The sequence below is a fragment of the Azospirillum largimobile genome (assembly GCF_977007025.2).
On sequence record NZ_CDRMUA020000001.1, the window covers coordinates 2,484,700 to 2,510,038 of the forward strand.

Sequence of the window (25,339 nt, forward strand, 5' to 3'; positions counted from 1 at the left end):
GCCAAGGGGCAGCATGCCCCTTGGCGGCGCGCTATCCGCGCGCCGCCCCCCTCACCCTCCCCACGCCTGCGGGCGCGGGTCCCCTCCCTCTCACCGGGGAGAGAGAGGGCATAATACGGTCGAGCGGAAGTCCTGACTTACGTTCGAGGGTAAGAACCGCGACGGTGGCCCCGCAGGCTCATGCCCGCGGAGTCAAGCGGCTGGCGGCCGCGCCCGCCGTGTCAGGGCGAGCAGACATCATGATGTGTCAGGATTTCAGCTCGAAGGTATGACACACTTTAGGCCATCACCGCTTCGTCGGGGGAATTACCGGTTGGTAGTGGTGCTGGCACCTCCCCGCCCTCCTGAGCGGCCGGGACATTCAGCAACGACATTTGGGCAGGCATCGCTTCCACCTCCGGCTTCACGAGGAACTCCGCCATGGCCGCCTGCATGAACGGAGCATCGAGCAGTCGTCGATGGAGGTTAAGCATCCGCTTTTCACCCTGGCCGACGAAGGTATTGTAAAGCATTGGCCGAATGAAAATACGATCTCCTTCCTTTCGTTCTCCTCCGTCAATAGAATCTATCCTATCACCAAGTACGTACCCATAAACGGAGGTCCGGTCAGTGACGTAGCCCTTTTTCATTAACTCCCGAATATACTTCCAGACCTGCCCCTTTTCATCCGACCCCACAGGCACACCAGGGCTTTTGAGTTCAACGATCACAAGAACGTCTATACCGTTCTCATTGAACTCGGTATCGAAGGACGGGCGTGAGTAGAAGCCGACACTACCGTCTGGAACAACCACGAAATCAGGCCTGTTCAGGGAACCCCTTTGGTTGCCACCAAACAACTGCTTGATAACCGTTGTCATGCCTCTGTTTGAAGTAAACTCAATACTCTCGAACTGCGGACCGAATATCCACAACGCTTGACCGAAGAGAGGTTGAAGTTCGTGCACTTCATCGGTGCCAGGAATCTCTGACTTGGCACGGATCTCCTCAATCAACTTCAGACGCTTTTCGATCTCATCCAGTGCCACCTTGGCGGTGCTGATCGTCCAACGTTCCAGGATCGCATCCCACTGATCAAGCTCGTCTGGCTTCAAAGCATGCAGCTTTTCCAGAAGGCTATATTGCGATTCGGCGAGTTCCAAGTTGGCCAGCAACCCCATCACTTGGTCAATCTGAGTCGCCGACATGCTGGGGCACTGATCTACCACCTGATCGAGAAGCCGATTCCAACGTTCGCGGCTGATGCCCGGCAGATCCTTAACGATGTTGCGGTGCGAACGGCGAACAGTTTCCTTCGCTTTAGCTCGCTTCTCTTTAGTAATGCCAAGGATGACGTTTCGAATAGCGTTCTGCACTGCCTCTTGAGTTTTCAGCCAAACCGGATGCTCAGGCCTAAAATCCCCCCAATCAGCCTGTACGGCGGGAGCCAAAAGGTCGGCATGCACGATGAATGTATATCGCTTAGCTTCTTCGGTGCGGCCGTCGAGCACCTTTTCCTGGTCCGACATCCGCCAACCACATTGGCCGACCAACCGCCGATTAACCCACCAAGCAATGCCATGTTGTTTGGTTGTCCGATCAGCACGCTGGCTGTCAATCACCAGCACCTTCACCTGCCCGTACCCTGGAACGTCTACATTGAGTTCCTGCAAGCAGTTTGAAGGTACGTCGCTGAAGCCAACCCTTACGCCGTCGACAAAGACGGCGAACTCCGGGTTGGTAAGAAATCTGGTGCTCAGTAACGCCCTGACATCGCCAGCCGTGAACGAACAGGGCACCAGATGTATACCATTGATCTCAGTGCCATGCCCCCGGATACCATCGCGGCGGCTTTCCAGCAGCACCTCTATAGGGTTCTGCTTGCCCTGGGATACCAAGTAAGTGGCTTCGACTCCGTCACGCCAAGTACGGACACGATATGGCGATGAGAATAGGAAGGCGGCATGCCTCCCCTTTCCGTTACGGCCATACACCGGGCGGGGCAGGGCAGCGGGAAGGTCAGCAGGCGGGTCTTCGAATGCACCTTGGTAACTGATTCGGTCGTAGTCGAGAGTTCGCCAGCGGACCTCGAACTGCTCAGGCGTCATTCCTTTGCCGTTGTCCGTGATCTGGAAATGGGCACCGCTCTCCCTGTCGGGCCACTGGATTTCGACTGTTGTGGCATATGCGTCCCAAGCGTTGGCGACCAATTCCACCAACGCGGTTGTCGGATCCGACATGATGGTGCCGGCATAGCGTCCGAGAAAACGCTCATCGAATAAGGTGCCCTGTTCGCCGGACATGCTCATTCCTGCCTCTTCCCAATTCCCCACGAGTACACGTGTTTCCACAGTGGGGATTGTCCGTGCCACTGCGGAGCGACTGCCGAGTTCCGATGTTGGCTTTTGCTGTTCCTACCGCGGATATCTCGAAAGCCGCCAACATCTCCTGGTAGCAGATTCGGTTGAATATATCATGGTAAATCCACCCTCCTTTGGAGAGGGATAGCGATGAGGAGACGGGCTGGAGGATAATGCGTAGCTGTAGGAGTAGGTTCGAAAGCCACTCCCTCATACCTTCGAGCTGAAATCCTGACACATCATGATGTCTGCTCGCCCTGACACGGCAGGCGCGGCCGCCAGCCGCTTGACTCCGCGGGCATGAGCCTGCGGGGCCACCGTCGCGGTCCTTACCCTTGAACGTAAATCAGGACTTCCGCTCGACGGGCCAAAGAAAAAGGGCCGCGCACAGCCCGTGCGACGGCCCTTTCGGCATCCTGTTCCCGCACTGGCGGCCGGTCAGTTGGACGGGCTCGGCTCGTGCTGGGTGAGGAGCGCGTACATCGCGTCGCCGGACTGGGCTCCGCGCAGCTTCTCGCACATGGACTGGTCACGCAGAAGGCGCGAGACGCGGGCCAGGGCCTTCAGATGGTCGGCTCCCGCCTGTTCCGGGGCGAGGAGGAGGAAAATCAGATCGACCGGCTGCTCATCGATCGCGTCGAAATCGATGGGCCGCTCCAAGCGGGCGAAGACGCCATGGACGCGGTCCAGGCTGGACAGCTTGCCGTGCGGGATGGCAATGCCATGGCCCACGCCGGTCGTGCCCAGCCTTTCGCGCTCCAGAAGCACGTCGAAGATCGCCCGCTCGTGCTGACCGGTCAGCTCGGACGCTTTGCGCGCCATCTCCTGCAGGGCCTGCTTCTTGTTGCTGGCCTTCAGGTTCGGGAGGATGGCGTGCGGAGAGATGAGGTCGAGCATGACGCTTCCAGACCAGGGAGACGGGTCGGCGCCGTCAGGCGCCGGCCTTCTCCGCCGGATCGACCCAGCCGATGTTCCCGTCGGCGCGGCGATAGACCATGTTCAGGCGGCCATGCGCACCGTTGTGGAACATCAGGGCGGGGGCCTGCGCCAGCTCCAGGCGCATCACCGCCTCGCTGACCGAAAGGGTGGCGATGCTCGTCTCCATCTCCGCCACGACCATCGGCTGGTGGGCGCCGTCGGCAACCGTCTCCACTTCGTCATGCTGCTCGTCGGCATCGGCCTCCAGCACGCGGTAGTTCGCGGGCAAGGCGGCGCCGTTCTCGGCCGCGTGGTGGTCGCGCAGGCGGCGCTTGTAGCGGCGCAGACGCTTGGCCAGCTTCTCGCAGGCGATGTCGAAGGCCGGATACGGCTCGGTGGCGTCACCGGCACTCTGCAGCATGATGCCGCGACCCACATGGGCCTGGATGTCGGCCTTGTAGAGGTGCGCGTCCTTGGTCAGGATCACGGTCGCTTCGATCGGCTTGTCGAAGTACTTGCCGACGACGGCGCTCAGGCTATCGGCCACATGGGTGCGCAGAGCGTCGCCCACGTCGAGCTGCTTGCCTTTGACGGTGAGTTGCATGGTGGAACGTTTCCAAAAAATTGGTCCGCTGGGGACGGTGTAGAGACGACGTGTGGAGATGCGGTCCACCGCGTGCGGGCCGGGACGATAGGCAAGGGCTATCGGACTGTCAATCGAGCCCTCCCCCGCCCGACCTGCCTACATGCGTGACATCTTGGCACGGCGTCGCTGCACCGATGACGGTATTTTCATCGCTTCACGATACTTCGCGACCGTCCTTCGCGCAATGTCGATCCCTTCGGCACGGAGAATCTCCACCAGTTTGTCGTCCGACAGCACGTCGTCCGGCTTCTCGGCATCGATCATCGTCTTGATGCGGTGCCGAACCGCTTCCGCGGAATGGGCGGCCTGGCCGTCCGCACCCTGGATGGCGGAGGTGAAGAAGTATTTCAGCTCGAAGACGCCGCGCGGGGTCGCCATGAACTTGTTGGTGGTGACGCGGCTGACGGTGCTCTCATGCATGCCGATCGCCTCGGCGATGTCGCGCAGGATCAGCGGCCGCAGGTGCGAGACGCCATGGATGAAGAAGGCGTCCTGTTGGCGGATGATCTCGCTGGCCACCTTCAGGATGGTGGTGGCGCGCTGGTGCAGCGACTTGACCAGCCAGTTCGCCGACTGGAACCGCTCGGAGAGATACTCCTTGTCGGCCTTCGACTTGGCGCTGTCGGAGATGCGGGCGAAATAGCGGTGGTTGACCAGCACCCGCGGCAGCGTGTCCGGGTTCAGGTCGATCAGCCAGCCGCCGCCGGGATTGGCGCGCATCAGGATGTCGGGGGTGACCAGCTGGGCCGGGGTGTGGTCGAAGGCCAGCGCCGGCTTCGGGTTCAGCTTGCGGATGTCGACGACCATGTCGGCGACATCCTCGGCATCGACGCCGCAGACCTTCATGATGGCCGGCAGGTTGCGCGCGGCCAGAAGCTCCAGATTGTCGAGCAGCGCCGCCATCGCCGGGTCCAGCCGGTTCTTCTCGCGCAGCTGGATCGCCAGGCATTCCTTCAGCGACCGGGCGAAGATGCCGGGCGGGTCGAAGCGCTGGCAGGCGGCCAGCACCCGCTCCACCCGGTCCACCCCGCAGCCCAGCTGCTCCGCCAGCGCCTGTGCGTCGAAGCCGACCAGCCAGCCGGACTCGTCCAGCATGTCGATCAGGGCCAGCCCGATCAACTGGTCGCCCAGATCGGGCAGGTCGATCTTCAGCTGTTCGGTCAGGTGGTCGCGCAGGTTCTTTTCGCTGGTCAGCGTCGCTTCGAGGTTGCTGTCGTCGTCGTCGAAGCCGCTGCGGCCGCCGCGCTCGCCGTAGGAGCCGTAGACCTCGCTGCCGCCGTCCGAGCCGTCGGAAAAGCGGTCGTCGCCGTAGACATTCTCGAAATCGGTGTCGAGCGGCGCCTCCGACGAGGATGCCAGCGTGTCGGAGGACGTCATCTCCACCGTGTCGCGGGTGCGCCCGTCGGACGGGGCCAGACCCGGCCCGTCGTCGCGGCCGTTCAGCCCGTCGATGCTGAGGCCGTTCGCCTCCATGCCGCCGGGACCGTCCAGCCCGCCCGGCGCGTCGCCGCCGGCCCCGTCGCCCACAGGGTCGCTGCCGCCGTCGCCGGGGCCGCTGTCGCGCTCCAGCAGCGGGTTCTGCTCGATCTCGCGGTCGACAAAGTCCGACAGTTCGATGTTCGACAGCTGCAGCAGCTTGATCGCCTGCTGCAGCTGCGGCGTCATCACCAGTGTCTGGGCTTGTCGAAGGTCGAGACGTTGAGCAAGCGCCATGGCTGTGGAACCGGGACCAGTGGAAACGGAGGGCTACAGACTGAACCGGTCGCCGAGATAGACCCGACGCACGCCCTCGTGCGCCACGATCTCGTCCGGTTGTCCCTCCATTAGTACCACACCATCGTGCAAAATGTATGCCCGATCGACGAGGTCGAGCGTTTCACGCACGTTGTGGTCGGTGATCAGCACGCCGATGCCGCGGTCGCGCAGATGCCCGACCAGTTCGCGGATGTCGTTCACCGCGATGGGGTCGATGCCCGCCAGCGGTTCGTCCAGCAGGATGAAATGCGGCTGGCCCGCCAGCGCGCGCGCGATCTCCACGCGCCGCCGCTCGCCGCCCGACAGCGCCAGCGCCGGCGAGCGGCGCAGATGGGTGACCGAGAATTCGGCCAGCAATTCGTCCAGCATCGCCTCGCGCGCGTCGCGGTCGCTCTCCACCACCTCCAGCACGGAGCGGATGTTGTTCTCCACCGTCATGCCGCGGAAGATCGAGGCTTCCTGCGGCAGATAGCCGATGCCGAGCCGGGCGCGGCGGTACATCGGCAGCGCGGTGATATCCTGGCCGTCCAGCGTGATCGTGCCGGAGTCTGCGGCGATCAGGCCGGTGATCATGTAGAAGCAGGTGGTCTTGCCGGCGCCGTTGGGGCCGAGCAGCCCAACCGCCTCGCCGCGCTGGACGCTGATCGAGACGTCGCGCACCACCGGCCGCTTCTTGAAGGATTTGCCGAGATGCTGGGCCACCAACCCCTCGGTCGGGGCGGCGGCTGCGGAAATGCTTCCGGCGGGTGCGGCGCCGGGCCCGTTGGCGGTCAGCACGGTCACGGCTTCTTGCCTGCGGCGGCGCCGGGCTGCTCGCCAGCCTTCTCGGCGGGAATCAGCAGCCCGCTGACCCGGCCGCCGGCATCGCGGCCGGCGATGACGCGGTTGATCTTGGTGTTCATGTTCATCTCGGCGGCTTCGCCGTTCAGCTGGTTGTCGCCGCGGGTGATCCGGACATTGCCGATCAGCACCGCGACATTGTCGGCCACCGAATAGACCAGCTTGTCGGACAGCGCCACATCGGTGGGCGTGGTGACGATGACGCTCCCGGACCCGTCGATCCGCTCCATCTGGGTGGTGCCGTCCGGCAGCTTCTTCAGCCGGCCGATCAGCACGTCGGCGCGCAGCCGGTCGGTGCCGCGCACCGCCACCGCGTCGCCGCGCGCCACCGTCAGCTCGCGCGCCTCGTAATATTCCAGGCTGTCGCGGGCGGTGATCACGTCCTTGGTGGTGACCAGCTTCAGATCCTTGCCGGTGACGACGGCAACCTGCTTGTCGACGTCATAGACGCCATGGTCGCCGAACACCTGCTGGGTTGGGCTGACGATGCGGACATTGCCGTCGGCCACCAGCTGGAACACCTCGTTCCCCTTGCCGGGCACCTCGCGGTAATAGGCGGTCAGCACGTCGGCGAAGACGGTCGAGTCGTTGCGCTTGGCCGAGGCGTTGCCGCGCGCCACATAGGCGCGCACGTCCTGGTGCCATTCGATCGCCTGGTCGGCGTTGATCTCGACCGGCTGCTTGCCGCCCATGCCGGGCAGGCCCTGGGCCATGGCGGGAGCGGCGAGCAGCAGCCCGGCGGCCAGCGCCGCGGCGGCCGGGACCGCCGACAGGGAGAAAACGGTTCTGAATGGCGACCGTTTGGACGTCACGGCTTCTTGCTCCCGGGGCGTTCGGCGGCCTGGACCTCGGCCTTCGACTGGTTGAGGAAGACGACATTCTTGCCGCGGTCCGTCATGCGGAAGCCCTTGGCGTTGATCTCGCCCTGCGGACCCTGGCCGGCCACCGCCTGGTCGCCCCAGGCGTTGCCCTTGCGGATGTCGGCCTCGGCCTCGCTGGTGGTGAACTCGTTGCCGTCGTCGCGCAGGACATGGACGTTGCCGCGCATCAGCAGGATGCCGGTGACCTGATTGTACCAGCCCTTGTCGGACCGCATGGTCACCCAGGTGCCGGTGCTCTCGGTCATCTCCGCCTGCGGGTCGTCCAGCAGGACGATGTCGGGCTGGTCGGTCGACTTGTCGGCCTTGGCCGCCACCAGCGAGAAGGGCTGGTTGTGTTCGTCCAGGCTGAAGTAGCGCGGCTTCAGCATCTCGCTCTGCCCGGCATCGGCGGAGATGCGCGGGGTCGGCGGACTGTTCAGCGACGGCCAGGCGGCCAGCAGCGCCATCATCGCCAGCGCCGCCGCCGGAAGCGCGAACTTCAGGGCCGAGACGAAACGGCTGTGGAACCGGCTGACCGGGCGCGTGTCGCGCCGCCGGTGCGCGCGCAGCACCGCGGGCGGCTCCGCCGGGCCATGGGCAGGAGCGGACGCGCGGCGGTCCTGCCCGCCCGCAGGCGATGCTGCAGGCGGGGTGGTTCCGGTGCGGTCGGGGCTGCGCAGGTCGTCCAGGCTCAACTCTCTGTCCCTCCGGCTCGGCGCTTGGCTTCCATAATGGGCAAGAACGCGGTCAGGCGGCACCTGCGCGCAGGCAATCGTGAATGTGCACGATGCCCAGCGGCCGGTCGTCCTCGATCACGAACAGGGTGGTGATCTTCTTCTCGTTCATCTCTCGCAGCGCCTCGACGATCAACGCCTTCGGGCGGATGGTCTTTGGCCGCGGCGACATGATGCTGTCGGCGCGCTCTGCCAGAAGCTCCGGCGTCAGATGACGGCGCACGTCGCCGTCGGTGATGATCCCGACCAGCGCGCCCGCCTCGTCGGTCACCCCGACGCAGCCGAGCCGCTTGGCCGTCATCTCGAAGATGACGTCGGACAGCGGCGAGTCAAGACGGCACAGGGGCAAATCAACCCCCTTGTGCATGATGTCCGTCACCTTCAGAAGGGCGCGGCCCAGCTGGCCGCCGGGGTGGAACTCGCGGAAATCGGCGGCGGAGAAGCCGCGCCGCTCCAGCAGCGCCACCGCGATCGCGTCGCCCAGCGCCAGCATCATGGTGGTGGAGGTGGTCGGCGCCAGCCCCAGCGGGCAGGCCTCCGGCTCCGGCGGAACCACCAGCGCCACGTCAGACTGCTCGGCCAGCGAGGAAGCTGCCCGGCGGGTCATGCCGATCAGCGGGATGCCGAAGCGGCGGGTGAAGGCGATGATGTCCGCCAGCTCGTGCGTCTCGCCCGAGTTCGACAGCGCCACCACCGCGTCGTTCTTCGCGATCATGCCGAGGTCGCCGTGGCTCGCCTCGCCCGGATGGACGAAGAAGGCCGGCGTGCCGGTGGAGGCCATGGTCGCGGCGATCTTGCGGGCGACATGGCCCGACTTGCCCATGCCGGTGACGACCACCCGCCCTTCGATGCCGTGCAGCAGGTCGAGCGCCTTCAGGAACGCACCGTCGAGGCTGTCCGCCAGCGCCACCAGCGCATCGGCCTCCGTCCGCAGGACGCGGGTGGCGCAGGCGAGGTCGCGGTTCTCCACGGCGCTCGACTCCGCCGAGGCGGCGGAGCCGCCGGACAGGCCGGCGGTCAGGCCGGACGTGATAACGCTGGTCAAGGCGGTCATGCCTTCCATTCAAAGGCCCGATAGGCAGGCCGTTCACAAACACGCGCCCGCCCGGATGGCTCCCGGCAGGCGCGTCATGCAGTATGCCCACCGGCGGACCCCGGGTCAAATCCACGGCCGGTCAGGGGAGGGGGGAACAGCCCGAGCTTTCCCGCTTGGAAAGCCCCTCTCCCCTTGCGGGAGAGGGGTTGGGGTGAGGGGTGCGGTCCGGCCTGCAAGGGCGGAAGCAGACTTCTGGCCGGCTTTCGCCGGTGCCACCCTCACCCCAACCCCTCTCCCATCAAGGGAGAGGGGCTTCACCCCGCCCTTCAAGCTCGGAATCCCGTCCCCGTTCAGTGCGCCAAAATGTCCGGGGTTTCCCAGCCGCCGAGGTCCAGTTCGCCGCGGGCCGGCAGGAAGTCGAAGCAGGCCTGGGCCAGATGGGTGCGCCCCTCGCGCGCCAGCATGACGTCCAGCTTCGCCTTCAGGTCATGCAGGTGCAGCACGTCCGACGCCGCATACTTCATCTGGTCGGTGGTGAGTTCGGCGGCGCCCCAGTCGGAGGACTGCTGCTGCTTGGAGATCTCCACCCCCAGCAGGTCCTTGCACAGATCCTTCAGGCCATGCTTGTCGGTGAAGGTGCGGACCAGCTTGGAGGCCACCTTGGTGCAATAGACCGGCCGGCAGTCGACGCCCAGATAGGCCTTCATCACCGCCACGTCGAAGCGGGCGAAGTGGAACAGCTTGGTCACGCCGGGATCGGTCAGCAGGCGCTTCAGGTTCGGCGCCTCGTACTGGCCGGGACGGAACTGCACCAGATGGACGGCACCGTCGCCGGCCGACAGCTGCACGAGGCAGAGGCGGTCGCGGTGGGGGTTCAGCCCCATCGTCTCGGTGTCGATGGCAACGCAGTTGTCGCGGGCGCCGGCGGCAAGGTCGAGGCCGTCGGGGAGGTCGCCGTCATGAAGGTCGATGGGCATGGTCGCTTCCCGGGTGGTCAGGCCCCCGGCCACGGACCCTAGAAACGACGAACGCCGCTCTGCACTGCCTCCCTCTCGATCGAAGGAGCTGTGCATGCGGCGCAGCCGGGTAGAAAAGAAATGGTGCCCAGGAGAAGACTCGAACTTCCACGACATTTCTGCCACAGGTACCTGAAACCTGCGCGTCTACCAATTCCGCCACCTGGGCTCGGTGCTCGGTGTGTGGGCGGTTGTTTAATGATCCGGCCGGGGGGCGTCAACAGCTTTTTTCCGACCCCTTCATTTTTTTTGTCGCATCGCGGGTTTTCCTCCCGCCGCCGGCCGGCGCGGCAATGCAGTCCCTAGATTGGCGGCGGTCCATTCGCTATAAGCATGCCCGCAGTTCCAGCAGTCCTCATGGCGACACACAGTCGGACGACGCGCGGGGGCGCGCGGCAACGGCGGGTCAGCCGCCGCGTGAAAGCCCCGGTTACGGCGCGCAACGACACGGGAGACGGTCGATGTCCTATCGCACTCAGGTTATCACGGTGTTCGGCGGTTCGGGCTTCATCGGCCGCCACCTGATCCGGCGCCTCGCCAAGTCCGGCGCCCAAATCCGCATCGCCACCCGCAATCCGGGCAAGGCCACGTTCCTGAAGACGGCCGGCGCCGTCGGCCAGATCGTCCCCTTCGCCACCGACTGCACCAAGGACGAGTCGGTCGCCCGCGCCGTTCAGGGCGCGGACGTCGTCATCAACCTTCTGGGCGTGCTGTACGAGCGCGGGAGCCAGAGCTTCCAGGGCGTGCATGTCGATGCCGCGGCCCGCATCGCCCGTCTGGCGGCCGCCAACGGCGTCAACCGGCTGATCCAGGTCTCCGCCATCGGCGCCGACGCCAATTCCGCCTCCTCCTACGCACGCTCCAAGGCGGCCGGCGAGCAGGCGGTGCTGGCCGCCTTCCCGGCGGCGACGATCCTGCGCCCCAGCATCGTCTTCGGCCCGGAGGACAACTTCTTCAACAAGTTCGCCGCGATGGCGCAGAAGGCCCCCGCCTTGCCGCTGATCGGCGGCGGCAAGACCCGCTTCCAGCCGGTCTATGTCGGCAATCTGGCCGACGCCGTCATCGCCGCGCTGGAGAACGACGCCAGCCGCGGCAAGACCTACGAGCTGGGCGGCCCGCGCGTCTACAGCTTCCGCGAATTGCTGGAGCTGACGCAGAAGGACATCCTGCGCCACCGCCCGCTGGTGACCATCCCCTGGAACATCGCCGAATCGCTGGCCGGCATCCTGGAGAAGATCCCGGTCCTCGCCCCGGCGCTGACCCGCGATCAGGTTGCCTTGCTGCGGCGCGACAACGTCGTCTCCCCCGACGCGCTCGGCTTCAAGGATCTGGGCATCACCGAGCTCGCCACCTGCGAGGTGATCCTGCCGACCTACCTGTCGCGCTTCATCGTCGGCGGCAAGTACAACAGCCTCACCGGCAACGCCCACTGAGCGGCGGAGCCGGTTCCGTGACTCCCGAAAGCCCCGGCCCCCGCGCCGGGGCTTTCGCATTGGAGCCTTCGTGGTGACGAGGCTGCGCGCGCTTGCCTCCTTCGCCAGCGGCGCCGTCATCGGCACGCTGGGCGGCCTGATCGGGCTGGGCGGGGCCGAGTTCCGGCTTCCCCTGCTGGTCGGCGCCTTCCGTTTCGCGGTGCTCGACGCCGTCATCCTGAACAAGGCGATGAGCCTCGTCGTCGTCGCCGCCGCCCTTCCCTTCCGGGCCGGAGCGGTCCCGCTCGGCCTCGTCGCCGCCAACGGGACGGTGATCCTCAACCTGCTGGCCGGCAGCCTTCTGGGCGCCTGGATCGGGGCAGGCTGGGCGATGCGGATGGACGCCGCCCGGCTGCACCGGGTGATCGCCCTGCTGCTGGTGCTGATCGCCGGCGCCCTGCTGTTCGGCCATGGCATGGCGGGCGGCGCGGCAGGCGGCGGAGGGTCTCCGCTGACGGGTCTGGCCCTTGTCGCCGCCGGGACCGCGGCCGGTTTCGCCATCGGGGTTGTCGCCTCCATCCTGGGCGTGGCCGGCGGCGAGTTGTTGATCCCGACGCTGGTGCTGCTGTACGGCGTCGACGTCAAGCTGGCGGGCAGCCTGTCCCTGGCGATCAGCCTGCCGACCATGATCGCCGGCTTCTCCCGCTACGCCCGCGACCGCAGCCTGTCCGTGCTGGCCCGCAACCGCGGATTCGTGCTGCTGATGGCGGCGGGATCGCTGGCCGGCGCCTTCATCGGCGGCCGGCTGCTGGGCGTCGTGCCGGAGTCGGTCCTGCTGCCGGTGCTGTCGGCGATCCTGCTGCTGTCAGCCGCCAAGATGTGGCGGCACTGAGAAGCTCCGCGGAGTTCCGTCCGGTTCGGGCATGGCACGCCTGCCCCTTCCCTGCTTGATTTCCCCGCCGGCCGCCGTCATGTCGGCAGTTCAACAGCGACGGGACGGGCGATGACAGGGGCAGAGGATATCCGCGGCAGCGCGGGCCGGGTGGTGGAGCAGGCCGCCGCCGCGCGCTGGGCCACCGTCGCCGCCTTCTTCCTGAACGGCACCGTCTTCGGCGTCTGGGCGACCCAGATCCCGATGCTGAAGAACCGGCTCGACCTCAGCCCCGCCGTACTGGGGGTGGCCCTGCTCTGCCTTGCCGTCGGCGCGCTGACCGCGATGATCGCCAGCGGCCCGCTGCTGGGACGGCTTGGCAGCGCCCCGGTGACGCGGGTGACCGCCCTGCTGTTCGCCGGCTTCCTGCCCCTGCCGGCGCTGGTGCCGGACGTGGTGACGCTGTGCATCGTGCTGGCGCTGTTCGGCGCGTCGGGCGGCACCATGGACGTCGCCATGAACGCCCAGGGCGCGCTGGTGGAGCGGCGGCTCGGCCGGCCGATCATGTCCTCGCTGCACGGAATGTGGAGCCTCGGCGGGCTGGCCGGGGCGGGCCTGGGCGGGCTGCTGCTGCCGCTGATGGCGCCGGCGGCGCAGGCCGCGCTGGTGTCGGTCGGGCTGGTCGCGCTGTTCCTGGCCTTGCAGGGCCGGTTCCTGGCCGACCGCAACGCGTCGACCGGCGGGCTGGTCCTGCCCGACCGCAAGACGTTGCTGCTCGGCCTGCTCGCCGCCCTGTCCTTCATGAGCGAGGGCGCCATCCTGGACTGGAGCGCCATCCATCTGCGCGACGATCTCGGCGCCCCGGCCTCGCTCGCCGGCATGGGGTTCGGCGTGTTCTGCGCCGCCATGGCCGCGGGACGCTTCAGCGGCGACCGGCTGCGCCACCGCTTCGGCGGGGCGACGCTGATGAGCGGCGGCGGTCTGCTGGCCGCGGCCGGACTGGGTCTCGTTCTGGCTGCCGGCGTGGTGGCGGATGGATCGCCGCTGCTGGCGATGGCCGGGTTCGGGCTGACCGGGATCGGCCTGTCGAACATCGTCCCGGTGCTGTTCAGCACGGCCGGCGCGGTGGAGAGCGGCCACGCCGACCATGCGGTCGCCGCCGTGTCCACCATGGGCTACACCGGCGTGCTGGCCGGCCCGCCGCTGGTCGGCTTCATCGCCCAGGCGACCAGCCTAGCCACCGCCTTCGCCCTGATCGCGGTGCTGGCCCTGTTCGTGGCCGTCGCCGCGGCCCGGGCGGTGCCGCGGCAGGCCGCTTGAGAGTTCAGGCCGCTTGAGAGTTACAGATACAGGAAGGCCAGCATGCCGGTGCCGATGGCGATGCGGTACCAGCCGAAGGGGGTGAAGCCGTAGCGGCCGACGAACTCGACCAGCGTCTTCACCACCAGGGCGGCGGCGATGAAGGCGGTGACGAAGCCGACCAGGATCAGCAGGCCGCTGTCCAGGCTCATCACCGACCAGTTCTTGTAGAGGTCGTAGGCGGTGGCCCCGGCCATGGTCGGCACCGCCAGGAAGAAGGAGAACTCGGCCGCCGCCTTGCGGTCGACGCCCATCAGCAGGGCGCCCAGGATGCTGGCCCCCGACCGCGACACGCCCGGCACCAGCGCCAGGCACTGGCAGAAGCCGATCTTCAGCGCCAGCGGGGCGGAGAAATTCTCGATCCGGTGATAGCGGGCGACCGGGACCAGCCGCTCCACCAGCAGGATGGCGACGCCGCCCAGGATCAGGGCGATGCTGACCACCGTCGGGTTGAACAGCAGCGTCTTGATGACGCCGTGCAGGGCGGCGCCCAGCACCATCGCCGGCAGGAAGCCGATCAGCACCGCCATCACGAAACGCCGCGCGCCGGGATCGTCCTTCAGCCCTGTGGCGACATGCCACAGCCGCTGGAAATAGACCACGCAGATCGCGAGGATGGCGCCGAGCTGGATCACCACCTCGAACACCTTGCCGGGCGGACCCTGGAAGCCCAGCAGTTCGTCCAGCATGATGAGGTGACCGGTGGAGGAGACGGGCAGGAACTCGGTCAGCCCCTCCACCAGCCCCATCAGGGTGGCGTCCAGATATTGATCGATCATCATCGTGGCACGGAGCCTTCGGCACGGTTGGATGTTGCGGTGCTTATAGCAGGCGGGGCCGGTGCTTGGCGACGGCGAGGGGTCGGTACCCCTATTTGCGAGATAGTCTCGTTTAGGGACTAATTTTCTGTCTCGTTTTTGTGACGCTATGCCGCACCGCTCACGCATTCCAGCCTTGCTACGGAAAAGGTCAACAAAACGGACCTATCGGTTCTTTTGTGCTTCCGCCGGTCCCGCGCATGCGTTATATGACGAGCGTCCGCCACTTTGCGGACGTTCGATTTCAACCCAGCCGGTTGGTGTAGGCCAAAGCCGCAGCCTCCGGTCAGGCCCAGCAAGGCGATGCCCCCGCAGCAGACGACGGGGCCGCGAAGCGAAGGAGCAGACGTCATGGCGAACCAGAAAATGTTGGGCTTCGTGCACACCGCGCAGAAGATGCCCGACAAGCGGTCTGCCGCCGACCGTCGCCAGGACTTCGCGGAGATCTATGCCCGCTTCAGCGACGAGCGCGCGAACGAGCAGGCCAACCGCTGCTCGCAGTGCGGCGTTCCCTTCTGCCAGGTGCATTGCCCGGTCTCCAACAACATCCCCGACTGGCTGAAGCTGACCGCCGAGGGGCGCCTGGAGGAGGCTTACGAGGTCTCCCAGGCCACCAACAACTTCCCCGAAATCTGCGGCCGCATCTGCCCGCAGGACCGCCTGTGCGAGGGCAACTGCGTCATCGAGCAGTCGACCCACGGCGCCGTCACCATCGGTTCGGTCGAGAAGTACATCAACGACACCGCCTGGGAGAACGGCTGGGTCAAGCCGCGCAAGCCGGTTCGCGAGCTGGGCCTGTCGGTCGGCGTGATCGGCGCCGGTCCGGCCGGCCTCGCCGCCGCCGAGGAACTGCGCGCCAAGGGCTACGAGGTCCATGTCTACGACCGCTACGACCGCATGGGCGGCCTGCTGGTCTACGGCATCCCCGGCTTCAAGCTGGAGAAGGACGTCGTCGCCCGCCGCGTCCAACGTCTGGCCGATGCCGGCGTCATCTTCCATTCGAACTTCGAGGTCGGCCGCGACGCCTCGCTGGCCGAGCTGCGCGAGCGCCACGTCACGATCCTGGTCGCCACCGGCGTCTACAAGGCCCGCGACATCGAGGCCCCCGGCGCCGGCCTGAAGAACATCGTCCCGGCGCTCGAATACCTCACCACCTCCAACCGCGTCGGCCTCGGCGATCAGGTCGGGGCGTATGAGGACGGCTCGCTGAACGCCGCCGGCAAGAAGGTGGTGGTGCTCGGCGGCGGCGACACCGCGATGGACTGCGTGCGCACGGCGATCCGCCAGGGTGCGACCTCCGTCAAGTGCCTGTACCGCCGCGACCGCAAGAACATGCCGGGCTCGCAGCGCGAAGTGGCGCATGCCGAGGAAGAGGGCGTCGAGTTCGTCTGGCAGGCCGCGCCCGAAGGCTTCACCGGCGAGGATGTGGTGACCGGCGTCCGCGCCGTGCGCATCCACCTGGGTGTCGCCGACGCCACCGGCCGCCAGACCCCGCAGGTGATCGAGGGCTCCGAGTTCACCGAGCCGGCCGACCTCGTCATCAAGGCCCTCGGCTTCGAGCCGGAGGATCTGCCGGGCATGTTCGGCGCGCCGGACCTGACCGTCACCCGCTGGGGCACTCTGCTGGTCGACCACCGCACCAAGATGACCAGCCTGGACGGCGTCTTCGCCGCCGGCGACATCGTCCGCGGCGCCTCGCTGGTGGTCTGGGCCATCCGCGACGGCCGCGACGCCGCCGAGGCGATGCACGCCTACGCCCAGACCGTCGGCGCGCCCAAGCTGGCCGTCGCGGCGGAGTAAGGCTTCCTTTCCACCGCTTCACCCGTGCCCCCACCCCTACCCTCCCCCGCTGGGCGGGGGAGGGAGTTTGGGGCGGAGCAGCGGCAGTCCCCTCCTCCGCCCAGCGGGGGAGGGTTAGGGTGGGGGCACCGCCTCCACGACCTTGTCTACCCCAGGGGGCCATCCCTTCCGCCCCCCAGGTCAACGTCCAGACTGTGAAAGGGTCGTTCCATGACCACCGAGTTGAACCAGGGTGAGCAGTTCGTCGCCGATTTCCGCGCCAACGCCGCGGCGCTGACCACTGCGCACGCCTACAATCCGGCCGACGAGCACGACGCCTGCGGCGTCGGCTTCATCGCCGCGATCGACGGCAAGCCCCGCCGTTCGGTGGTCGAGAAAGGCATCGAGGCCCTGAAGGCGGTCTGGCACCGCGGTGCCGTGGACGCCGACGGCAAGACCGGCGACGGCGCCGGCATCCATGTCCAGGTGCCGCAGAAGTTCTTCAAGGACCACGTCAAGGTCATCGGCCACACCCCGCCGGAGAACAACCTGGCGGTCGGCCAGGTCTTCCTGCCGCGCATCAGCCTGGACGCCCAGGAAGCCTGCCGCTGCATCGTCGAGACCGAGATCCTGGCCTTCGGCTACTACATCTACGGCTGGCGCCAGGTGCCGATCAACGTCGACATCATCGGCGAGAAGGCCAACGCGACCCGGCCCGAGATCGAGCAGATCATCATCGGCAATTCGAAGGGCGTGTCGGACGAGCAGTTCGAGCTCGACCTCTACATCATCCGCCGCCGGATCGAGAAGGCGGTGCATGGCGAGCAGATCAACGACTTCTACATCTGCTCGCTGTCCGCGCGCTCGATCATCTACAAGGGCATGTTCCTGGCCGAACAGCTGTCCACCTTCTACCCGGACCTGACCGACGACCGCTTCGAGTCGTCCTTCGCCATCTACCACCAGCGCTATTCGACCAACACCTTCCCGACCTGGCCGCTGGCCCAGCCCTTCCGCATGCTCGCCCACAACGGCGAGATCAACACGCTGAAGGGCAACGTCAACTGGATGAAGGCGCACGAGACCCGGATGGAGCATCCGGTGTTCGGCACCCACATGGCGGACCTGAAGCCGGTGATCGGCGTCGGCCTGTCGGACTCGGGCGCGCTGGACACGGTGTTCGAGGTGATGGTCCGCGCCGGCCGCAGCGCGCCGATGGTCAAGATGATGCTGGTGCCGCAGGCGCTGACCAGCTCGCAGACCACGCCGGACAACCACAAGGCCCTGATCGCCTACTGCAACTCGGTGATGGAGCCGTGGGACGGCCCGGCCGCGCTCGCCATGACCGACGGCCGCTGGGTCGTCGGCGGCATGGACCGCAACGGCCTGCGCCCGATGCGCTACACCATCACCACCGACGGCCTGATCATCGGCGGCTCCGAGACCGGCATGGTCAAGATCGAGGAGAACCAGGTGGTCGAGAAGGGCCGCCTCGGCCCGGGCGAGATGATCGCCGTCGACCTGCAGGCCGGCAAGCTGTTCAACGACCGTGAGCTGAAGGACCATCTGGCCAGCCAGAAGCCCTGGGGCCAGTGGGTCAAGAACACCACGCACCTGGACGAGCTGGTGAAGTCCGCCGCCCTGAAGGGCGAGCCGTCGGAGATGGAGAAGGAGGAGCTGCGCCGTCGCCAGATGGCCTTCGGCCTCGCCATGGAAGACATGGAGCTGATCCTCCACCCGATGGCGGAGGACGGCAAGGAAGCCGTCGGCTCGATGGGCGACGACAGCCCGATCGCCGTGCTGTCCGACAAGTACCGCGGCCTGCACCACTTCTTCCGCCAGAACTTCTCCCAGGTCACCAATCCGCCGATCGACTCGCTTCGCGAGCGCCGGGTGATGAGCCTGAAGACGCGGCTGGGCAACCTCGGCAACATCCTGGACGAGGATGAGAGCCAGACCCGGTTGCTGCAACTCGACAGCCCGGTGCTGACCACCGCCGAATTCCACGCCATGCGTGAGTATATGGGCGACACCGCCGCGGTGATCGACGCCACCTTCCCGGTCGATGCCGGCCCTGACGCGCTCCGCGACGCCCTGCGCCGCATCCGCCAGGAGGCGGAGGACGCCGTGCGCGGCGGTGCCAACCACGTCATCCTGACCGACGAGGCGATGAGCCCGGCCCGCGCCGCCATCCCGGCGATCCTGGCGACCGGTGCGGTCCACACCCACCTGATCCGCTCCAACCTGCGCACCTTCACCTCGCTGAACCTGCGCACGGCGGAATGCCTGGACACCCATTACTTCGCGGTGCTGATCGGCGTCGGCGCCACCACCGTCAACGCCTATCTGGCCCAGGAAGCGGTGGCCGAGCGCCAGCGCCGCGGCCTGCTCGGCTCGCTGTCGCTGGAAAAGGCGATGACGAACTACAAGAAGGCCATCGACGACGGCCTGCTGAAGATCATGTCCAAGATGGGCATCTCGGTCATCAGCAGCTACCGCGGCGGCGGCAACTTCGAGGCCATCGGCCTCAGCCGCGCCCTGGTCGCCGAGCATTTCCCGGCGATGGTCAGCCGCATCTCCGGCATCGGCCTGAACGGCATTCAGAAGAAGGTTCTGGAGCAGCACGCGCTGGCCTATGCCGGCGAGGCGCTGCCCCTGCCGGTCGGCGGCTTCTACCGCTTCCGCAAGTCGGGCGACCGCCATGGCTGGGAGGGTGGGATCATCCACACCCTGCAGCAGGCCGTCACCAACGACAGCTACACCACCTTCAAGAAGTATTCGGAGCAGGTGAACAAGCGGCCGCCGATGCAGCTGCGCGACCTGCTGGAGTTCCGCACCACCAAGGCCGCCGTCCCGGTGGACGAGGTGGAGAGCATCACCTCCATCCGCAAGCGCTTCATCACGCCGGGCATGTCGATGGGCGCCCTGTCGCCCGAGGCGCACGGCACGCTGAACGTCGCCATGAACCGCATCGGCGCCAAGTCCGACTCGGGCGAGGGCGGCGAGGATCCGGCGCGCTTCCGTCCCGACAAGAACGGCGACAACTGGAACTCCGCCATCAAGCAGGTGGCGTCGGGCCGCTTCGGCGTCACCGCCGAGTACCTGAACCAGTGCCGCGAGCTGGAGATCAAGGTCGCCCAGGGCGCCAAGCCCGGCGAAGGCGGCCAGCTGCCCGGCTTCAAGGTGACGGAGATGATCGCGCGGCTGCGTCACTCGACGCCGGGCGTCATGCTGATCAGCCCGCCGCCGCACCACGACATCTACTCGATCGAGGATCTGGCCCAGCTCATCTATGACCTGAAGCAGATCAACCCGGACGCCAAGGTCACGGTGAAGCTGGTCAGCCGGTCGGGCATCGGCACCATCGCCGCCGGCGTGGCGAAGGCCAACGCCGACATCATCCTGATCTCCGGCAACTCCGGCGGCACCGGCGCCAGCCCGCAGACCTCGATCAAGTTCGCCGGCCTGCCCTGGGAGATGGGCCTGTCGGAGGTGCATCAGGTCCTGACGCTGAACAAGCTGCGCCACCGCGTGCGGCTGCGCACCGACGGCGGCCTGAAGACCGGCCGCGACATCGTCATCGCCGCCATGCTGGGCGCCGAAGAGTTCGGCATCGGCACCGCCAGCCTGATCGCCATGGGCTGCATCATGGTCCGGCAGTGCCATTCCAACACCTGCCCGGTCGGCGTCTGCGTCCAGGACGAGAAGCTGCGCGAGAAGTTCGTCGGCACGCCGGAGAAGGTCGTCAACCTCTTCACCTTCCTGGCCGAAGAGGTCCGAGAGATCCTGGCCCGCCTGGGCTTCCGCTCGCTGACCGAGGTGATCGGCCGCACCGACCTGCTGCACCAGGTCAGCCGCGGCGGCGCCCACCTGGACGACCTCGACCTCAACCCGCTGCTGGCCCAGGTCGATCCGGGCGAGAACGCGCGCTACTGCACGCTGCAGGGCCGCAACGAGGTGCCGGACACGCTGGACGCCCGCATCGTCGCCGATGCCCGCCCGCTGTTCGAGGAAGGCGAGAAGATGCAGCTCGCCTACAACGCCCGCAACACGCAGCGCGCCATCGGCACGCGGCTGTCCTCGATGGTCACGCGGAAGTTCGGGATGTTCGGGCTGCAGCCCGGCCACATCACCGTCCGCCTGCGCGGCACCGCCGGCCAGTCGCTGGGCGCCTTCGCGGTCCAGGGCATCAAGCTGGAGGTGATGGGCGACGCCAACGACTATGTCGGCAAGGGCCTGTCGGGCGGCACCATCGTGGTCCGTCCGGCCACCAGCAGCCCGCTGGAGTCGAACAGGAACACCATCATCGGCAACACGGTGCTGTACGGCGCCACCGCCGGCAAGCTGTTCGCCGCCGGCCAGGCGGGCGAGCGGTTCGCGGTGCGCAACTCCGGCGCCACCGTGGTGGTGGAGGGCTGCGGCTCCAACGGCTGCGAGTACATGACGGGCGGCACGGCGGTCATCCTGGGCAAGGTCGGCGACAACTTCGCCGCCGGCATGACCGGGGGCATGGCCTACCTGTACGATCCGGAAGACTCGCTGCCGCTGCACATCAACGAGGAAAGCGTCATCTTCCAGCGGATCGAGGTGCCCCATTACGAGGCCCAGCTCCGCGCCCTGATCGAGGAGCATGTCGCCGAGACGCAGAGCCGTTTCGCCGCCGAGATCCTCAACGACTGGCAGCGCGAACTCGGCCACTTCTGGCAGGTGGTTCCGAAGGAGATGCTGCACCGTCTGGCCGTGCCGGTGACCCTGCCGCGCGCCATCCCGGCGGAGTGACGAAGCCCTCTCCCGCATCACCCTCTCCCACAAGTAGCGGATCATCCCCTCTCCCCCCCCGGGGAGAGGGGGAATCGAAAGGCGGACATGAAAACGGCGCGCCATCCGGCAGGACGGCGCGCCGTTTTCATTTGGAGTTGCGTCAACCGGCGGACGGAGGCAGCTCCAGCACCATGACGACGCTGTCGAACTGGACGCCCGGCGCCAGGATCACCGAACGGCTACCGACGGGGCGGAAGCCGGCGGACGCATAGAACCGCTCGGCGACGAGGCTCGACAGGCATTCCAGCCGGCGGACACCGGCAACCCCGGCCTCCTCGATGCAGCGGCCGAGAAGGGCGGTGCCGACGCCCCGGCGCAGGTGACCGGGATGGGTGGCGAAATGCCGGATGTGGCCGACCTTCGGGTCGACCGGCTGGCAGGGCGGCCCCGGCGGCTCGCGGGTCCAGCCGCCGCAGCCGATGACGGCGCCGTCCTCCGCCACCGCCAGATGATAGGTGCCAGACCGCAGCAGCAGCGGATTGGCCTTCATCATCGCCGGCAGGGCACGCTCCAGCACGTCCGCCGGATAGCCCGCGGCCATCAGCGGCGGGTATGAGGCCTGGAGCAGTGCGCCGACCGCCTCGGCATCCTCCGGCTGCGCCGGCCGGATGGTGAAGCCGGGATGGCTCACGGCTCGAATTCCCAAGGCTCGGTCTTGGCCGCCGCGATCCACTCCCGCAACGTCGGCAGGGCCAGCACCGCGTCCATATAGGCGCGCGACACCGGCGAGACTGCGACGCCATAGGTCTCCAGCCGCGTCACCACCGGGGCGAACATGGCGTCGGCGATGGTGAAGGCACCGAACAGGAACGGCCCGCCCGCCGGGCTGCCGAATCGGGCGCGGGCATCGGCCCACAGCGCCTCGATGCGGGCGATGTCGGCCGCGGTCGACTCGGACATGCCCTCACCCTTGAGGTCGCGCTTGAGGTTCATCGGCATGGTGGTGCGCAGGGAGACGAATCCGGAATGCATCTCCGCCGACACCGACCGCGCCACCGCCCGCGCCGCGGGATCCGCCGGCCACAGCCCGGCATCGGGGGCCAGTTCCGCCACATGCTCGCAGATCGCCAGCGAATCCCAGATGGCGAGCCCGTCATGGACGAGGCAGGGCACGCGGCCGGTCGGCGAATGCTCCGCGATGCGCGCTGCGGTGTCCGGCTGGCGCAGGGGAATGATGGTCTCGGCAAAAGCAAGCCCGGCCTGCTTCAGCACCAGCCACGGGCGCAACGACCAGGACGAATAGGCCTTGTTCCCAATCACCAGGATCAGATCGGACATCGGACTGCACCTTTCGAAACGAGCAAGCAGCGGGGGCGTGAGCATGACCCACCTCCCGGACCGCAACAAGCCTTCCGGTTGCGCAGGGGCAATCATCTGCCCTGCCCGCGCGACATTCCTCCTCCGGATGTTTCGTTGGAGCGGGTATACTGCGCGTCCGGGGTGGCGGATGGGCCGTCCATCCGGGAAACATCCCGCATCATCGTTGATCATTGGCTTTCCGCGAGGCCCCCATGACCCGGAAGCTGTTCTGGGACGATCCCTACCGCACCCGCCTTGATACCCGCATCGCCGGGGTGGACGGCGAGGAGGTCACGCTGGAGGCCACCATCCTCTACGCGCTCTCCGGCGGGCAGGAGAGCGATGCTGGCACGATCGGCGGCTTCGACGTGCTGGAGGCCCGCAAGGACGGCCGCGAGATCCGCTACAGGCTTGCGCCCGGCCACGGGCTCGCCCCCGGTGACGCCGTTGCGGTGGCGGTCGACTGGGGGCGCCGCTACCGGCTGATGCGCCTGCACTTCGCGGCGGAGATCGTGCTTGAACTGGTGGTGGCCCGCCTGCCCGGCATCCACAAGGTCGGCGCCCACATCGCCGCCGACAAGGCGCGCATCGACTTCGCCTGGAACGAGCCGCTGACCCCGCTGCTGCCCGAATTCGCCGGGCAGGCGGCGCGTATCGTCGCCGCCGACACCCCCATCCTGAGCGGCTTCAGCGACAAGGCCGCCGAGCGCCGCTTCTGGGAGATCCCCGGCTTCGCCAGGGTTCCTTGCGGCGGCACCCACCTGCGCCGTACGGGCGAGATCGGCGCGCTGACGCTCAAGCGACGCAACACCGGCAAGGGCAAGGAGCGGATCGAAATAGCCCTGGCCGACGCTCAGGCCTCCGCCGTGCCTCAGCCGGGATGCGAATAATTCCCCAATGAGAATGGATGCTTGGAGCGGGCGCGACATCGGCACGCCCGCCCTTCTGCGCCATCGTGGTTCATTCAACCGCTGGCAGCATTAATTCCCTGTGGTAGGATAATCTGCCTACAGGACTGGGGAGGCCGTGGCATGTCTTCGATGGGTCGTTTCATTGGAGCCGTTCGTTCGCTCCGCCATTCCGGCGGTATCGCCCAACCGCAACTCGACCGTCACAGCGAACGATGGAACATCACCGGAAAGCTGTTTCACGGTGTTTCATCCGTTCCATCCGCGCCCGTCGAAACGACGCGACGGATGGAGCATGGCGACCGATGGAACAGTGGAACATGCTTGGAAAACCGTTCCACACTGTTCCACGGCTCGGCTTTCACAGCCCGCCCATGCCTGCCCGGCGTATCGCCCCCCTTTCCAGCCGGCGCCCGGCGCGCCATCCTTGGGGGATGGGCATCCGTGTCGGATGCGTGACGTGATCTCGTGAGAAGGATCCTCAGTCTTGCTCGCCACCCTGCTTGCCGTTGACGGTCCGGACACCGTCGCCCTCACCCCCGTGACCAAGGCCGGGCTGGCCGACTGGCTGGCCGGGCAGTCGCCGGCCGTCGCCTCCTGGGTCAAGGCGGTGGGCTTCACCGGCGAGGCCGGATCGACCGTCTTCCTGCCGGGACCGGACGGCGCCGTGGCCCATGTGCTGGCCGGCGTGTCGGCCATCGACGATCTGTGGGCCTTCGCCGGCCTGCCCGCCTCCCTGCCGGCCGGCTCCTACCGGATCGATAGCAAAATTGAGGGGGCGCTGGATGCGCGGACGGCGACGCGGGCGGCGCTGGGTTGGGCGCTCGGCAGCTATCGCTTCACCCGCTACAAGAAGCCGACGGAGAAGGGTTTCGCCAATCTGGTCTGGCCGGCGGAGGCCGACCGTGGCGAGGTGGAACGCGCGGCGACCGCCACCTATCTCGTGCGCGATCTGGTGAACACCCCCGCCTGCGACATGGGCCCGGGCGAACTGGCCCAGGCGGCCCAGGATCTGGCGGCGGAGTTCGACGCGGCCGTCGAGGTGATCGTCGGGCAGGATCTGCTCGACCGCGACTATCCCGCCATCCATGCCGTCGGCCGCGCCAGCCCGCGGGCGCCGCGGCTGATCGATCTGCGCTGGGGCAACCCGGAGCACCCCAAGGTCACCATCGTCGGCAAGGGCGTCTGCTTCGACACCGGCGGGCTGGACCTGAAGCCGTCCTCGGCCATGCTGATCATGAAGAAGGACATGGGCGGGGCGGCGCATGCCCTGGCGCTCGGCCGGATGATCATGATGGCCGGGCTGCCGGTGCGGCTGCGCGTGCTGGTGCCGGCGGTGGAGAATGTCGTGGCCGGCGACAGCTTCAAGCCGCAGGACGTGCTGAAGACCCGCAAGGGCCTGACGGTGGAGGTCGGCAACACCGACGCCGAAGGACGCCTGATCCTGTGCGATGCGCTGGCCGAGGCGGATGCGGAGAAGCCGGAGCTGCTGATCGACTTCGCCACCCTGACCGGCGCCGCCCGCGTGGCGCTCGGCCCCGACCTGCCGGCGCTGATGTGCAACGACGATGCGCTGGCGAATGACCTGACCGAGGCCGGGACCGCGGTGGACGACCCGATGTGGCGGTTGCCGCTGTGGGCGCCCTACCGCAAGGGGCTGGACAGCAAGGTGGCGGACATCAACAACGTCACGACCAACGGCTTCGCCGGCGCCATCACCGCCGGGCTGTTCCTGCAGGAATTCGTGTCGAAGGGCACGCCCTGGGCGCATCTGGACACCTATGCCTGGAATGGCTCGGCCCGTCCCGGCCGTCCCGAAGGCGGCGAGGCGCTTGGCCTGCGCGCCGCCTATGCGGTGATCGCCAAGCGGTTCGGCTGACGCCAGGGCCGGCGGAGGCAAAGGACGGCAGGAAGGGCGGGGACTCGGC

The 25,339-nt window shown here is 67.2% G+C and carries 19 protein-coding genes and 1 tRNA gene; 7 read left to right on the forward strand and 13 right to left on the reverse strand.

The window, feature by feature from the left end:
- Nucleotides 1-278: 278 nt before the first annotated feature.
- From ACWPKK_RS11770 to ACWPKK_RS11815, 10 genes are all read right to left on the reverse strand, one after another.
- Nucleotides 279-2,288: an ATP-binding protein gene (locus tag ACWPKK_RS11770; protein WP_452004057.1), complete on the reverse strand. Its 2,010-nt coding sequence runs from the start codon at nucleotides 2,286-2,288 to the stop codon at nucleotides 279-281.
- 489 nt (nucleotides 2,289-2,777) lie between these two features.
- A complete protein-coding gene (gene ptsN, locus ACWPKK_RS11775; protein WP_014249030.1) occupies nucleotides 2,778-3,236 on the reverse strand; it encodes a PTS IIA-like nitrogen regulatory protein PtsN in 459 nt (152 codons plus the stop codon).
- A gap of 34 nt (nucleotides 3,237-3,270) precedes the next feature.
- Entirely contained in the window at nucleotides 3,271-3,861 is a 591-nt protein-coding gene (gene hpf / locus ACWPKK_RS11780) for a ribosome hibernation-promoting factor, HPF/YfiA family (protein ID WP_324871479.1), read from the reverse strand.
- Nucleotides 3,862-3,999: 138 nt separating this feature from the next.
- A complete protein-coding gene (rpoN, locus tag ACWPKK_RS11785; RefSeq protein WP_452004061.1) occupies nucleotides 4,000-5,616 on the reverse strand; it encodes an RNA polymerase factor sigma-54 in 1,617 nt (538 codons plus the stop codon).
- Between the two features lie 33 nt (nucleotides 5,617-5,649).
- Nucleotides 5,650-6,441, reverse strand: coding sequence for an LPS export ABC transporter ATP-binding protein (gene lptB / locus ACWPKK_RS11790; protein WP_414637277.1), 792 nt, complete (start codon nucleotides 6,439-6,441; stop codon nucleotides 5,650-5,652).
- The gene (locus tag ACWPKK_RS11795; RefSeq protein WP_452004064.1) at nucleotides 6,438-7,310 is read right to left on the reverse strand and encodes an LptA/OstA family protein; all 873 of its coding nucleotides are present in this window, start codon (nucleotides 7,308-7,310) and stop codon (nucleotides 6,438-6,440) included. Before ACWPKK_RS11795 ends, lptB begins: the two co-directional genes overlap by 4 nt.
- On the reverse strand, nucleotides 7,307-8,053 hold the full coding sequence (lptC, locus tag ACWPKK_RS11800) for an LPS export ABC transporter periplasmic protein LptC (RefSeq protein WP_452004067.1): 747 nt from the start codon (nucleotides 8,051-8,053) through the stop codon (nucleotides 7,307-7,309). The genes ACWPKK_RS11795 and lptC overlap by 4 nt, the downstream gene beginning before the upstream one ends.
- Before the next feature lie 52 nt (nucleotides 8,054-8,105).
- On the reverse strand, nucleotides 8,106-9,155 hold the full coding sequence (locus ACWPKK_RS11805; RefSeq protein ID WP_452004070.1) for a KpsF/GutQ family sugar-phosphate isomerase: 1,050 nt from the start codon (nucleotides 9,153-9,155) through the stop codon (nucleotides 8,106-8,108).
- A 323-nt stretch (nucleotides 9,156-9,478) separates the two neighbouring features.
- Complete coding sequence (locus ACWPKK_RS11810; protein WP_452004072.1) at nucleotides 9,479-10,105, reverse strand: ribonuclease D; 627 nt, start codon at nucleotides 10,103-10,105, stop codon at nucleotides 9,479-9,481.
- A gap of 121 nt (nucleotides 10,106-10,226) precedes the next feature.
- Nucleotides 10,227-10,313, reverse strand: a tRNA-Leu gene (locus tag ACWPKK_RS11815).
- 292 nt (nucleotides 10,314-10,605) lie between these two features.
- Here ACWPKK_RS11815 and ACWPKK_RS11820 point away from each other — a divergent pair.
- The 3 genes from ACWPKK_RS11820 (at nucleotide 10,606) to ACWPKK_RS11830 (ending at nucleotide 13,747) form a co-directional block, all read left to right on the forward strand.
- Nucleotides 10,606-11,577: a complex I NDUFA9 subunit family protein gene (locus tag ACWPKK_RS11820; protein ID WP_452004075.1), complete on the forward strand. Its 972-nt coding sequence runs from the start codon at nucleotides 10,606-10,608 to the stop codon at nucleotides 11,575-11,577.
- A 73-nt stretch (nucleotides 11,578-11,650) separates the two neighbouring features.
- Nucleotides 11,651-12,448 (forward strand): sulfite exporter TauE/SafE family protein, encoded by a 798-nt coding sequence (locus ACWPKK_RS11825; protein WP_452004077.1) that lies wholly within the window; start codon nucleotides 11,651-11,653, stop codon nucleotides 12,446-12,448.
- 111 nt (nucleotides 12,449-12,559) lie between these two features.
- Nucleotides 12,560-13,747: an MFS transporter gene (locus ACWPKK_RS11830; protein ID WP_452004079.1), complete on the forward strand. Its 1,188-nt coding sequence runs from the start codon at nucleotides 12,560-12,562 to the stop codon at nucleotides 13,745-13,747.
- A gap of 20 nt (nucleotides 13,748-13,767) precedes the next feature.
- Here the strand turns inward: ACWPKK_RS11830 and ACWPKK_RS11835 are convergent, their stop codons facing one another.
- Nucleotides 13,768-14,568, reverse strand: a complete 801-nt coding sequence (locus tag ACWPKK_RS11835) for an undecaprenyl-diphosphate phosphatase (protein WP_324871470.1) — start codon at nucleotides 14,566-14,568, stop codon at nucleotides 13,768-13,770.
- A 387-nt stretch (nucleotides 14,569-14,955) separates the two neighbouring features.
- On the opposite strand from ACWPKK_RS11835, the gene ACWPKK_RS11840 reads away from it, so the two are divergent.
- Both ACWPKK_RS11840 and gltB read left to right on the forward strand, forming a co-directional pair.
- The gene (locus tag ACWPKK_RS11840) at nucleotides 14,956-16,404 is read left to right on the forward strand and encodes an NAD(P)-dependent oxidoreductase (protein ID WP_452004082.1); all 1,449 of its coding nucleotides are present in this window, start codon (nucleotides 14,956-14,958) and stop codon (nucleotides 16,402-16,404) included.
- A 210-nt stretch (nucleotides 16,405-16,614) separates the two neighbouring features.
- Nucleotides 16,615-21,162 (forward strand): glutamate synthase large subunit, encoded by a 4,548-nt coding sequence (gltB, locus tag ACWPKK_RS11845; RefSeq protein WP_452004085.1) that lies wholly within the window; start codon nucleotides 16,615-16,617, stop codon nucleotides 21,160-21,162.
- A gap of 142 nt (nucleotides 21,163-21,304) precedes the next feature.
- On the opposite strand, the gene ACWPKK_RS11850 is transcribed toward gltB, so the two are convergent.
- Complete coding sequence (locus ACWPKK_RS11850) at nucleotides 21,305-21,835, reverse strand: GNAT family N-acetyltransferase (RefSeq protein WP_452004088.1); 531 nt, start codon at nucleotides 21,833-21,835, stop codon at nucleotides 21,305-21,307.
- Nucleotides 21,832-22,482 (reverse strand): glutathione S-transferase family protein, encoded by a 651-nt coding sequence (locus ACWPKK_RS11855; RefSeq protein ID WP_452004091.1) that lies wholly within the window; start codon nucleotides 22,480-22,482, stop codon nucleotides 21,832-21,834. The genes ACWPKK_RS11850 and ACWPKK_RS11855 overlap by 4 nt, the downstream gene beginning before the upstream one ends.
- 233 nt (nucleotides 22,483-22,715) lie before the next feature.
- Between ACWPKK_RS11855 and ACWPKK_RS11860 the strand changes: the two genes are divergently transcribed.
- Together ACWPKK_RS11860 and ACWPKK_RS11865 are read left to right on the forward strand one after the other, a co-directional pair.
- A complete protein-coding gene (locus ACWPKK_RS11860) occupies nucleotides 22,716-23,393 on the forward strand; it encodes an alanyl-tRNA editing protein (protein ID WP_452004093.1) in 678 nt (225 codons plus the stop codon).
- Nucleotides 23,394-23,898: 505 nt separating this feature from the next.
- The gene (locus tag ACWPKK_RS11865) at nucleotides 23,899-25,290 is read left to right on the forward strand and encodes a leucyl aminopeptidase family protein (protein ID WP_452004096.1); all 1,392 of its coding nucleotides are present in this window, start codon (nucleotides 23,899-23,901) and stop codon (nucleotides 25,288-25,290) included.
- Nucleotides 25,291-25,339: the final 49 nt, after the last annotated feature.

Excerpts from the sequence above, each read along its gene's own strand:
- ACWPKK_RS11820 (WP_452004075.1), top strand. The coding sequence starts at position 10,606 with ATGTCCTATCGCACTCAGGTTATCACGGTGTTCGGCGGTTCGGGCTTC.
- ACWPKK_RS11830 (WP_452004079.1), top strand. The coding sequence starts at position 12,560 with ATGACAGGGGCAGAGGATATCCGCGGCAGCGCGGGCCGGGTGGTGGAG.
- ptsN (WP_014249030.1), bottom strand. The coding sequence starts at position 3,236 with ATGCTCGACCTCATCTCTCCGCACGCCATCCTCCCGAACCTGAAGGCC.
- ACWPKK_RS11840 (WP_452004082.1), top strand. The coding sequence starts at position 14,956 with ATGGCGAACCAGAAAATGTTGGGCTTCGTGCACACCGCGCAGAAGATG.
- gltB (WP_452004085.1), top strand. The coding sequence starts at position 16,615 with ATGACCACCGAGTTGAACCAGGGTGAGCAGTTCGTCGCCGATTTCCGC.
- ACWPKK_RS11835 (WP_324871470.1), bottom strand. The coding sequence starts at position 14,568 with ATGATGATCGATCAATATCTGGACGCCACCCTGATGGGGCTGGTGGAG.
- hpf (WP_324871479.1), bottom strand. The coding sequence starts at position 3,861 with ATGCAACTCACCGTCAAAGGCAAGCAGCTCGACGTGGGCGACGCTCTG.
- ACWPKK_RS11855 (WP_452004091.1), bottom strand. The coding sequence starts at position 22,482 with ATGTCCGATCTGATCCTGGTGATTGGGAACAAGGCCTATTCGTCCTGG.
- ACWPKK_RS11805 (WP_452004070.1), bottom strand. The coding sequence starts at position 9,155 with ATGGAAGGCATGACCGCCTTGACCAGCGTTATCACGTCCGGCCTGACC.
- rpoN (WP_452004061.1), bottom strand. The coding sequence starts at position 5,616 with ATGGCGCTTGCTCAACGTCTCGACCTTCGACAAGCCCAGACACTGGTG.
- ACWPKK_RS11860 (WP_452004093.1), top strand. The coding sequence starts at position 22,716 with ATGACCCGGAAGCTGTTCTGGGACGATCCCTACCGCACCCGCCTTGAT.
- ACWPKK_RS11770 (WP_452004057.1), bottom strand. The coding sequence starts at position 2,288 with ATGAGCATGTCCGGCGAACAGGGCACCTTATTCGATGAGCGTTTTCTC.
- ACWPKK_RS11810 (WP_452004072.1), bottom strand. The coding sequence starts at position 10,105 with ATGCCCATCGACCTTCATGACGGCGACCTCCCCGACGGCCTCGACCTT.